Annotated in this window: 8 protein-coding genes; 1 reads left to right on the top strand and 7 read right to left on the bottom strand. The window is 68.7% G+C overall.

Annotated features, from left to right (window positions below; all coding sequences use genetic code 11):
- Positions 1-117: 117 nt before the first annotated feature.
- The gene (locus AWC07_RS14420) at positions 118-537 is read right to left on the bottom strand and encodes a nuclear transport factor 2 family protein (protein ID WP_036416084.1); all 420 of its coding nucleotides are present in this window, start codon (positions 535-537) and stop codon (positions 118-120) included.
- Between the two features lie 541 nt (positions 538-1,078).
- Between AWC07_RS14420 and AWC07_RS14415 the strand changes: the two genes are divergently transcribed.
- On the top strand, positions 1,079-1,963 hold the full coding sequence (locus tag AWC07_RS14415) for a D-alanyl-D-alanine carboxypeptidase family protein (RefSeq protein WP_036416069.1): 885 nt from the start codon (positions 1,079-1,081) through the stop codon (positions 1,961-1,963).
- 75 nt (positions 1,964-2,038) lie between these two features.
- On the opposite strand, the gene AWC07_RS14410 is transcribed toward AWC07_RS14415, so the two are convergent.
- The 6 genes from AWC07_RS14410 to AWC07_RS29360 form a co-directional block, all read right to left on the bottom strand.
- Entirely contained in the window at positions 2,039-2,626 is a 588-nt protein-coding gene (locus AWC07_RS14410; protein ID WP_036416070.1) for a TetR/AcrR family transcriptional regulator, read from the bottom strand.
- Position 2,627: 1 nt separating this feature from the next.
- Complete coding sequence (locus AWC07_RS14405) at positions 2,628-4,436, bottom strand: N-acyl-D-amino-acid deacylase family protein (RefSeq protein WP_208622420.1); 1,809 nt, start codon at positions 4,434-4,436, stop codon at positions 2,628-2,630.
- A gap of 76 nt (positions 4,437-4,512) precedes the next feature.
- Positions 4,513-6,204 (bottom strand): serine/threonine-protein kinase, encoded by a 1,692-nt coding sequence (locus AWC07_RS14400; RefSeq protein ID WP_036416073.1) that lies wholly within the window; start codon positions 6,202-6,204, stop codon positions 4,513-4,515.
- Between the two features lie 59 nt (positions 6,205-6,263).
- A complete protein-coding gene (locus AWC07_RS14395; protein ID WP_036416074.1) occupies positions 6,264-7,352 on the bottom strand; it encodes a metal-dependent hydrolase family protein in 1,089 nt (362 codons plus the stop codon).
- A 7-nt stretch (positions 7,353-7,359) separates the two neighbouring features.
- Entirely contained in the window at positions 7,360-8,946 is a 1,587-nt protein-coding gene (gene ffh / locus AWC07_RS14390) for a signal recognition particle protein (RefSeq protein WP_036416075.1), read from the bottom strand.
- Between the two features lie 201 nt (positions 8,947-9,147).
- Entirely contained in the window at positions 9,148-10,875 is a 1,728-nt protein-coding gene (locus tag AWC07_RS29360) for a PE family protein (RefSeq protein WP_085105115.1), read from the bottom strand.
- Position 10,876 lies beyond the last annotated feature (1 nt).

Genomic DNA, 10,876 nt, shown 5'->3' with positions numbered 1-10,876 from the left:
CGTAATCCCTTGCACCACAACATCATCACACGCCACACCGCGCACAGCCGTCAGACACGACCAACAATGGACAGGTTATTCAGCGCGTTCCTAGCCGGGCGCAGCGGGTCGCCACGGTCACAGCACCTTCTGGAATACCTTCGATTCGACGCGGCGCGTCATCCGCCAGCCCTCGGGCGTGCGCACGAATTCGTCGTCGTACCACAGCCCGCAGAACAGCACCTGCTGCTGGTCGCCCGGCAGCACCATCGGATTGAAACAGATCACCCGCGACGACGCGGTGTCGGCGTCGATGCGCACCGAGAGGTTGCCCAGCATGTGGGCGTACACGGGAAAATTCGGCAGCACCTCAGCCAGCCACTTCTTCACCTCGGGATAGCGGCCGTCGATACCGCCCAGCGCGCGGTAGTCGATGTACGCGTCAGCAGTGAACACCTTGTCGAGATCGTCGAATCGGCGCAAGTCGATCGCTGTGGAGTAGTCCACCAACAGTTGCTGGATCTCCAACCGGTCAGAAATTTCGGCCAGGCTCAACACGGTTTGATTCAACACCGCCGACCTGACCGATTTTTCAGCCGGTAGCGATCCACCGCGTCATGGAGTCGGCGAAAGTGGAGATCGGTATCGCCGCGGCGGGTGTCCACTTGCGAAAGAACCGCCTGGCGCTGCAGAGAAGTCAACGTGACCGTAGGTCGCGATCACGGTATTTTCCCAGCACGCGCCGTATTGCCGGGGAGATTATCCGGGCATTACGAAATCAGCGATCGCGGGACTGGCAACGACACTGCTGCTGAGCGGTGTGGCGCTGGCAGCACCTTCAGCCCACGCCGCTTCCGGTGGATGCCCGAGCACCAAGTCGTACCAACAATGGCGCCCGGGTGACCCCGATCCGGAGGGCAGACCCGTGCCCTGGCACGGGAGTGTCCGCCGCGACTATTAGCCTTGGGTGTCCATGACGTTGGCACCGGAGCTTTCTGCTCTTGGCGTGACATGCCGTGGCCGTAGGCATCCCCGCCGACGCGCCGGGGCGCCCGCCGCAGTGGGCGTCGCGCAACACTGGACGATAAACTTTGCGCCCATGCGGAAGCTCATGGCTGCGGCCGCAGCGTTGCTCGCGGTCGCCACCGTCAACGCGGCCGCCACCTCCCCGGTCTCAAGGGCAGATACCGACGTCCAGCCTGCCGGCTCGGTACCGATCCCTGACGGTCCGGCCCAGACCTGGATCGTGGCCGATCTCGACAGCGGACAGGTATTGGCCGAACGCGACCAGAATGTCGCCCACCCGCCCGCGAGCACGATCAAGGTGCTGCTGGCGTTGGTTGCGCTGGACGAACTCGATCTGAACTCGACCGTCGTCGCCGATGTCGCCGACACCGAGGTCGAATGCAATTGTGTCGGCATCAAGCCGGGCCGCACGTATACCGCGCGGCAGCTGCTCGACGCGCTCCTGCTGGTTTCGGGTAATGACGCCGCCAACACACTGGCGCACATGCTGGGCGGCCAGAACGTCACCGTGGCCAAGATGAACGCCAAAGCCGCTGCCCTCGGTGCGGGAAGCACCCATGCGGCCACTCCGTCCGGCTTGGACGGACCCGGCGGCTCCGGCGCCTCGACGGCGCACGACCTCGCCGTCATCTTCCGGGCCGCCATGGCCAATCCGGTGTTTGCTCAGATCACTGCCGAACCCTCGGCGATGTTCCCCGGCGATAACGGTGACCAACCGATCGTCAACCAGGACGAGCTGCTGCAGCGCTATCCGGGCGCGATCGGCGGCAAGACCGGGTTCACCAACGCCGCGCGCAAGACATTCGTCGGCGCCGCTGCCCGAAACGGCCGCCGCCTGGTGATCGCCATGATGTACGGGACGGTCAAACAGGGCGGCCCCACCTATTGGGATCAGGCCGCCAGCCTGTTCGACTGGGGATTTGCCCTCGGCCCGCAAGCCAGCATCGGCGCCCTCTAGGACCGCCGGCCCCGCGAGCAGACACAAAATCGCCCCTCGCTCAGCGAAAAGGGGCGATTTTGCGTCTGCTCGCGGTCACAAGGCGCCGGTCAGCAGCGCGGTGAGCACCGGGATCCGCCGCTCCTCGATCTCCGGCTGTGGCAGAACCCCCTGCACCACGGCGGCTCCGTCGAACACGTTCGTCAGCAGTGCCACGATGACGGGAAACGTCTCCTCCGGGAAGCTCTCAGCACCGGGCAGCGCCCGGGCCGCCTCGTAGATCTTGGCTGAATACTGGCCGAGTTCCTGCTGCAATGTCTCTCTGAGCTTGTCGTCGGTGCGCGCGGCGATCAGCAGTTCGTACAGTACGGCGTTGGTCGGACCGCTGGTGATGTCCCGCAGGATTGCCAGCGCCGATTCTAGCGCCGGCCGGTCGGCCGGTATCTCGGCGACGCGCTTGGTGAACGTCTCGAGCTGACGGCGCAACACCTCCGAAGCCGTGGCCGCCATGAAGTCGCCCATCGTGTCGAAGTGGCGAAACAGTGCGCCTACCGACACCCCGGCCCGCTTGGTGATCACGGCCGCGGACGCCCGGGCGTAGCCCACCTCGATGATGGTGGCGATGCAGGCGTCGAGAAGCCGTCCAACGGTTTCCTCGCGGCGTTGCTGCTGGGTGCGCGCCATCTCAGGCGCCGACCCTGATGGCATTGCGTTCACCCGCTCGCAAGTACCGTCCCGACTGCACGGTCTGCCCGTAACCGTCCCGGAACTGACCCCCGCGGAAGACGACGGCGCCGTTGACCCCGGTTGCGACGACGGTCGCGTCGTTGCGGTTGACCATGCGCCGCAAGCCGCCGTAGAAGGAGGCCTCCGCCTCGTGGTACCCGTCCACCGATTCGTCGAGATGGGCCGGGTCGATCACCACGAAGTCAGCGCGGTCGCCCTGGCGCAGCGTGCCGGCGTTGATGCCGAACCACTCGGCCACTTCACCGGTCAGGCGATGCACCGCGCGCTGGATGGACAGGAATGGCTTGCCGGCCCGGTCGGCGTCGCGCGTCCGCTTGAGCAGCCGAAGCGGGAAGTTGTAGAAGGCCATGTTGCGCAGGTGCGCACCGGCGTCGGAGAAGCCCATGTGGACGCTCGGCTCGGCGGCGAGCTTGTTGAGCTCGTTGGGCCGGTGGTTGGCGACGGTGGTCGTCCAGCGCACGTTGCGTTCGCCGTTGTCCACCAGCACGTCGAGGAACGCGTCGAGCGGATGCAGTCCACGTTCGTCGGCGATCGCCCCAAAGCTCTTGCCGATCAACGATTTATCGGGGCACTCGACGATCACCGCGTCGTGGAAGTCGCGGTGCCACAACGTGGGCCCGAGCTTGATGCGGTCGAACTCGAGCCGGAACCGCCGGCGGTAGGACTTGTCGGCCAGCAATTCGTTGCGTTCCAGTTGTTCACGCAGATGCAGCGCCGCCGTGCCGGCGCCGAATTCTTCGAAGACCGGCAGATCGATTCCGTCGGAGTACAGCTCGAACGGGACCGGCAGGTGCTGGAAGCGCACGCTGGCGCCCAGCAGCTTGTTGAGGATGCGGGTGCCGAGGCCGAAGGTGTGCACGGCCAGCGGCATCGACTTGGCGTCGGCCGACACCAGCATGCTCATCCGAACTCCCTTGCGGCGATTGATGATTCGGCTGCTGGCCAGGAAGAACAGCAGTCCGGTCGCCGGCCTGTCGAGGTCGGGTGCGCTCTGCAGGATCCGGCCGCGCCTGCGCAACACCGAGATGAGCTTGCGCCGCTCACGCCAGGTCGCGAAGGTGGACGGCAGCGCGCGGGACCGGAAACGGTCGCCGTCGAGCTTGTCGATCGCCGCGTCCATCCCGGACATGCCGAGCATTCCGGCGTCAAGCGCCTCGTCGAGCAACCTCGCCATCGTCTCCAGTTCGGCATCGGTGGGCCGAACGGTGGCATCGGTGGCGCGGTCAAGCCCGAGCACCGCCGCCCGCAAATCCGAATGGCCAAGCAGCGAACCCACATTCGGGCCCAGCGGCAGGGTGTCGATGGCCTTGATGTATTCGGCTGCCGTGGACCACGTCCGATTAGTGTCCAGGGCACGGTAGACGAACTCGCGCGGCACCGCTTCGACGCGGCTGAAAAGGTCGGCGGCGTCCTCGGAGTTGGCGTACACCGTCGACAGCGAACAGTTGCCCAGCAGCACCGTGGTGACGCCATGGCGCACCGATTCGCGCAGTCCGGGATCGAGCAGCACCTCGGCGTCGTAATGGGTGTGCACGTCGATGAATCCGGGCACCACCCACTTCCCCGCCGCGTCGATCACCTCCGGGCAGCCGGTTTCGTCCAGCGGCTTGTGGGACACCGTGGCCACTACTCCGTCACGGATGCCCAGGCTTCGGGTCTGCGGCGCGGCGCCGGTGCCGTCGAACCACAGTCCGTCGCGAATGATTACGTCGTAGCTCACAGTTCCTCCGGTTCTTCGAGTTGCCACGAACGTAACATAGATAGTGATCGCTCGCAATCTTTCCGGGCGCGCGCGATTCCCCGCCAAAACGGCCGTCGTAGTCTCAGCGGCCCGGGCCGGACGGCGGCGTGGTCGGCGTTGTGGTTGCCGGCGGGTTTTCGGGAATGGTCACCGGATCCGGCACGTTGACCGCGGGCGGCAGATCACCGCTGCGGCTGGCCACCGCAGGGATGCGGATGACGGCTCCCTGTTGACCGCATTCGTTGCTGTGCACGGTGACCACCATCTCGCCCACGAGATCCCCGACCGGTTGTGGCCGCAACGACAGCACCTGGGTGGTGGCCTGGGTGCTGGCCGCGCCGTTGGGACCGATGCACGCGAACTGCACCGCCTCGGGCCGGGACTTCCACTGGCCTTGGCCGAACTCCAAGACCAGCGGGCGAACACTCGACTTTGCCTGCGTATGGTCGTTGTCGTCGAGCATGGTGGCCGCGGCCAGACAGCCCGTCGGCGTGCACGAAGACCGGATCGCCCACCAGCTGTTGACGTCCGGAGGCTGCGGACTCGGGGTGTAGTCGTAGGTCTGCTTCGAGCGTTGGAGCTCGATTTGGTAGGTGCCGTCAAGGGGGGCCGGCGGGGCGGCCGGGTCACCGGTCGCCGGCATGCTGGATGCAGCGGATGAACTGGTCTGCGGACCGGCAGCCTGAGGATGGTCGCTGGTCGTCTTGCGGCCGATCGCGATGCCGACGGCGAGCAGGCCGACGAGCAGGACGACGACGGCCGAGCCGAGCAGGATCCGGTGGCGTCTGCGCGTGCTTGGTTCTCGCGTTGATTGCGAGAACGCGTCGAGGCGCCGGGCCAGCGCCGCGGCCGCCGACTGCAGCGGGGTGCCGCGCCGTTGCCGTGTCACCGGTTGGGGCGGTGGGGACGGTGGTGCTGCTGGGCTCTGCGGCCAGTCGTAGACCGGGTAGTCGACGACATAGGCCGGTTCGGCAACGGTAGCCGCCGGCCAGGCCGTCGCTGCATCGCCAGCCTCGGGGCGTTGATCGACCGGCATGATCCCGGCCTGCTCGTTGAGCGCATCGGCGAATTCCCGGCAGCTCCCGAAACGGCCGGCGGGGTCGGCGTTGAGCGCCCTGGACAAGGCGGTATCGAGTCGTGCCAGGTCCGGGCGCAGGTCGCTGAGTTTGGCCGGTGCGTCGACCGGTGGTGTGCCGGTGAACAGCTGAAAAGCCGTAGCCGCCAGGGCATACTGGTCGGCGCGCCCGTCGGCCTCGGCCCCCGCCGCCTGAGCCGGCGCGGGCTGCGCTATCCCGAAGTCGCTCAACAGAATCCGCGGCTCACCTGGCCCCGGGCTGGTCACCAGGATGTTGGCGGGCTTGACGTCACCGTGCGACAGCCCCCGCTGATGGGCGTAGTCGAGAGCGGCGGCGGTGGCGCTGACCATGGCGAGCACCTCGCCGATTGGTAACACCGCCGGAAACCGCTCGCGCATCAGCTGCTCGGCGCTGATGCCGTCGATGTAGTCCATCGCGATCCACAGTCGGCCTTCGAACTCGCCGCGGTCGTGGACCTCGACGATGTTCGGGTGATAGAGGTTCGCGGCGACGGCGGTCTCCCGGTGGAATCGCCGGCGGAACTCGGGGTCCGACGACAGGGCGGGTGAGAGAACCTTCAGCGCCGCCCACTGCGCCGAGCGCGGATCCTCGACGAGATAGACCTCGCCCGTAGTGCCCGACCCCAGCGGTCGCACGATTGTGTAGGCGGCAAAGGTCGCGCCGCCGGCCAACGCCATTCCGCGATGGTAACCGCCGCCGCGCCAGCTCGCCCGGCAAGCGTCCGGCTAACAGTCGGTTAACACTTGGCCCGAAACATCTTGCCGCGCAGGATTATCACATCGGGCTGGTTCAGCACACCGGGGCCCTGCCGCGGGTCCTCGACGTAGCACAACAAATCAGCCGATGCGCCGTGGTCCAGGCCGGGCCGGCCCAACCAGCGCCGAGCGTCCCAGCACGCCGCGCCCAATGCATCGGTCGGGCTCATCCCGATCTTCGTGAGGGCCTCGACCTCGTCGGCAATACGTCCATGCCGGACCGTGCTGCCGGCATCGCTACCGGCATACACCGCGACTCCGGCCTCCCGCGCCGCGGCCACCCGTGGGTAGGTGCGGGTATAGAGGTCGCGCATGTGGGCGGCATAGGCCGGGTAGCGAGTCGCTGAATCCGCGATACCCGGGAAGTTTTCGACGTTGATCAGCGTGGGCACCAATGCGGTTTGGTGTTCGAGCATCAGCGCGATGGTGTCGTCGGTCAGCCCGGTACCGTGCTCGATACAGTCGATTCCGGCGGTGATCAGGCCCGGCAGTGCATCCTCACCGAAGACGTGTGCGGTGACCCGGGCCCCGTGCGTATGCGCGGCATCGATGGCGGCCTTGAGCACGTCGTCGGACCACAGCGGGGCGAGATCGCCGGCTTGGCGGTCGATCCAGTCGCCGACCAGCTTGACCCAACCGTCGCCGCGGCGGGCCTGCTCGGCCACCGCGGCCGGCAGCTGCGATTCGTCCTCGAGTTCGGCGCCGAAGCCGGGGATGTAGCGCTTGGGCCTGGCCAGATGCCTGCCGGCGCGGATGATGCGAGGCAGGTCGTGGCGGTCGTCGAGACTGCGGGTATCGGTCGGTGAGCCGCAATCGCGCAGCAGCAGTGCGCCCACGTCACGTTCGGTCTCGGCCTGGGTTGCCGCCTCGTCGAGGGCGATGGCACCGTGTTGCCCGAGCCCGACATGGCAGTGCGCGTCCACCAGGCCCGGCAGGATCCAGCCGGCCCCAGAGGCACCGAAGACGGTGTCGGCGCCGGCGACGGGCTCGGTGCTGATGCAACCGTCGACGATCCACAGGTCGATCGGGGTCTCGTCGGGCAGCGCCAGGCCTCGCACGTGCAGGGGCACGGCGCGGCTACTTCTTGCCGGGGTTGCCCGGGAACTTCAGCTTGGATAGGTCGAAGTCGGCCAGTCCGGGCGGCAGCTCGTCGAGGCCTTCAGGCATGTGCGACAGGTCCGGGAATCCTGCCGGCATACCCGGCATACCCGGCATACCCGGCATACCGAAGGGGCTCTTGACCTTCGGCGGTGTCGGACCGCGGGCGCCCTTCTTGCCCTTCTTGCCGGCCTTTCCTCGGGCGGCCTTGGATTTGCGTGTCGCGGACTTGCGGCCCAGACCGGGGATACCCATGCCGCCGAGCATCGAGGACATCATCTTGCGGGCTTCGAAGAAGCGGTCGACGAGCTGGTTGACCTCCGACACCGTCACGCCCGAGCCGTTGGCGATGCGCAGCCGCCGCGACGCGTTGATGATCTTGGGGTCCGCCCGCTCTTCGGGCGTCATCCCGCGGATGATGGCCTGCACCCGGTCGAGCTGCTTGTCGTCGATCTCGGCCAGTGCTTCCTTCATCTGACCCGCGCCGGGCAGCATTCCCAGCAGCGTGCCGATGGGGCCCATCTTGCGGACGGCGAGCATCTGCTCGAGGAAGTCTTCCAGGGTCAGCTCGCCGGCGCCGATCTTGACCGCGGCTTCCTCGGCTCGCTGGGCGTCGAAGACCTGCTCGGCCTGTTCGATCAGGCTCAGCACATCGCCCATGCCCAGGATGCGGCTGGCCATCCGGTCCGGATGGAAGACGTCGAAATCCTCCAGCTTCTCCCCGGTGGAGGCGAAAAGGATTGGCACACCGGTCACTTCGCGGACCGACAGCGCCGCGCCGCCGCGGGCGTCGCCGTCCAGCTTGGTCAGCACCACACCGCTGAAGCCGACGCCCTCGCCGAACGCCTGCGCGGTAGTGACAGCGTCCTGGCCGACCATCGCGTCGAGTACGAAGAGCACCTCGTCGGGTTCGATGGCGTCCCGGATGGCGGCGGCCTGGGCCATCAGCTCCTCGTCGATGCCCAGCCGTCCGGCGGTGTCGACGATGACGACGTCGAAGTGTCTGGCCCTGGCCTCGGCAAGTCCCGCCGCGGCGACGGCGACCGGGTCGCCGGGTCCGGACTCAGGTGATGCGCCCGGGTGCGGGGCGAACACCGTCACCCCGGCGCGTTGGCCGACGACCTGCAGCTGATTGACCGCGGCGGGGCGCTGCAGGTCGCAGGCCACCAGCAGCGGGGTGTGCCCTTGGCTCTTGAGGCGCACGGCGAGCTTGCCGGCCAGCGTCGTCTTACCGGAGCCCTGCAGGCCGGCGAGCATGATGACGGTCGGCGGCGTCTTGGCGAACACCAGTTCGCGGGTCTGTCCACCGAGGATGCCGATGAGTTCGTCGTTGACGATCTTGACGACCTGTTGGGCCGGATTGAGTGCCCCGGACACTTCGGCGCCGCGGGCGCGTTCTTTGATCCGGTGGACGAACGCCCTGACCACGGGCAGCGAAACGTCGGCTTCCAGCAGCGCCAACCGGATTTCACGTGTCGTGGCATCGATATCGGCGTCGGTCAGGCGACCCTTGCCGCGTAGCCCCTGGAGGGCACTGGTCAACCGGTCGGACAGCGATTCAAACACGCTCGCCAGCCTAATGGTGGGTGGCAGTTGATCGAGGGCCTGGGGGCGGTGCCGCCGGCGTTGGGGCCACAGGCGTTGGTGCCCGACGACGAGGGCGCCAGGGCGTAACAGCCGTCAAGCCGTTCTTTGCGTCAGGGTCCCGGCGCGAACTGTGCGACCCGCGGGCTCGATGGTAGGGGCCGGATCGCCGGCCGGTACTAGCTAGACGGACTGGCCGGCGCTGCCGCGCGCGGGGCCTGCGGCATAAGTGGACCCGCCACCACCGCCGGCGCCGGCGACGCCGCCGTCGCCTCCGCCGTTATCATTGGCATTGCCGGCGGCGCCGTTGCCGCCTGTCCCGCCAGCCGCGCCATCGGCGCCGGGGTCTCCGGCGCCGTCCACGGAGGTACCGGCATTGGCGCCGCCACCGCCACCGCCGCCGGTGCCGGCGCTGATGGCGTTGCCGCCGGCGCCCCCGGCGCCGCCACCGCCGCCGCCACCGCCGTAGATGGTGTTGTTGGTGCCCTTGCCGGTCGCGTTGGCGCCCCCGCCGCCCCCGTCGCCGCCGGTGCCGCCAGCGCCGCCGATGCCGTTGGTTCCGGCGCCTAGGACGTTGCCACCGGCACCGCCTGCGCCGCCCTGGCCGCCGTTGCCGCCGCCCCCGCCGAAGCTGCCGCCACCGCCGGAACCCGCACCGCCGGAGCCGCCCTTTTGGCCGTTGCCCCCGGTGCCGCCCTGGCCGCCTTGGCCGCCGTCGGTGGCGGTGCCACCGGCGCCGCCGGCCCCGCCGTTGCCGCCGCCGCCGCCCTGGCCGCCGTTGTTGCCGTAGGGGGCGCCGTCGCCGCCGACGCCACCGCCGCCGCCATCACCGCCAGCCCCGCCGTTGCCGCCACCGACGCCGCCCACGCCGGCGCCGCCCGGACCGCCCACGCCGCCCTGTCCGCCGTTGGCGCCGGGGCCGCCATTACCGCCGCCGGCGTATACGCCGCCACCGCCGGTGCCGCCGTTACCGCCGGCTCCTCCGTCACCGCCGTGGCCGTTGATCCCCGTGCTGCCCGCACCCGCGGCGCCACCGGCGCCGCCATTGCCACCGAGGCCGCCCTGGCCACTCGCGCCGCCGTCGCCACCCAGACCGCCGACGCCACCACCACCGCCCGTGCCCGCAGGACCGTGCGCCCCTACGAACCCGAATAATCCGCCCGAGCCCCCGGCGCCACTCGCGCCGCCGGCACCGCCGGCTCCGCCGTCACCGCCGTTCCCCCCGGCCGGGTTTTGCCATGGCCATATCCCGGCCCCACCAGCTCCGCCACCGCCGCCTACACCTCCGTGGCCACCTGCGCCGCCGTTCCCGCCCGAGCCCAAAAGACCCGAGACGGCACCGCCGGACCCGCCGTTCCCGCCCATACCACCGGCAAATCCGTTTTGGCCGGCCCCGCCGGCACCACCGGCACCGAACAGACCCGAACTCCCGCCCTGTCCACCGGCCTGCCCGGCTGCCCCGGCCGCACCGTCACCGCCGTTGCCGACCAAGAACCCGCCCGGCGCACCCGACTGCCCTGGCGCTGCGCCATTGGCGCCGTTGCCGATCAACGGGCGCTGGAACAAATAAAGGGTGGGCGCATTGATTGCGGCGAGAAGGTCTTGCTCGAGGACCTGCAGCGGCGACGCATTAGCCGCCTCGGTCATCGCGTACAACAAACCCCCGCCGCTCAACAGCTGGACGAATTGCTCATGAAACAGCGCGGTCTGCGCGCTGACCGCCTGAAACCCTTGCCCCAAATCGCTAAACACCGCCGCGATCGCCACCGACACCTCATCGCCGGCCGCGGGCAGCAGCTGCGTCGTCCCGACCGCTGCCGCAGCGTTAGCCGCTCTGAGTGCCGAGCCAAGGCTGTTCAGATCCGCGGCCGCCGCCGCTGTCGTCTCGGGGGCTATTGCTACGTACGACATC

Source organism: Mycobacterium gastri, assembly GCF_002102175.1.
In the GTDB taxonomy this organism is placed as follows: domain Bacteria; phylum Actinomycetota; class Actinomycetes; order Mycobacteriales; family Mycobacteriaceae; genus Mycobacterium; species Mycobacterium gastri.
This window is presented reverse-complemented; position numbering and strand designations above follow the sequence as displayed.